Consider the following 552-nt stretch of genomic DNA (forward strand, 5'->3'; position numbering starts at 1 on the left):
CAATCGATGGAGTCAACTTCCAGACATCGAATACATTCACCGGTCTGGCAGGCAACAGTTACAGTGTGTCTGTTCGGGATGCCAACAACTGTAAAGTGAGTTACACTCAGGTGATTACCGCGCCAAACGGTATTTCTGCCGTTACTATTAACACGACCTCTGAATCCAGTTGTTTAACTAAAGATGGAGCTATTACAGTAACTGTGACTGGCGGAACAGCTCCCTATCAATACTTCATTGATGGAAGTGTTAACCCGGCTGGTGCGAATAATAACATATTCACAGGTTTGGCAGGAGGTATTTATAGCATTCGTGTAGTGACAGCCGATGGATGTTTCTTCAACACCACAGCATCAGTAGGAACCAACTGTACTTCGCCTTGTACACTGGTGGCAACCAGCACGGTAACCGATCTGGTTTGTCATAATGGCACAACAGGCAGAATTACTGTAAGTGCCAGTGGGGGAACGGGTTTGTATGAATACTCACTGGATGGAACAACGTATCAGAACATCGCAGTATTCAATAATCTGACAGCGGGTAACTATACCG

Annotated in this window: 1 pseudogene; it reads left to right on the forward strand. The window is 45.5% G+C overall.

Annotation, left to right across the window (positions count from 1 at the left end):
- Positions 1-552 (forward strand): annotated as a pseudogene (locus QNI22_RS40215) (SprB repeat-containing protein); the annotation flags it as partial.

Origin of the sequence: Xanthocytophaga agilis, assembly GCF_030068605.1 — a bacterium.
GTDB classification, from domain to species: domain Bacteria; phylum Bacteroidota; class Bacteroidia; order Cytophagales; family 172606-1; genus Xanthocytophaga; species Xanthocytophaga agilis.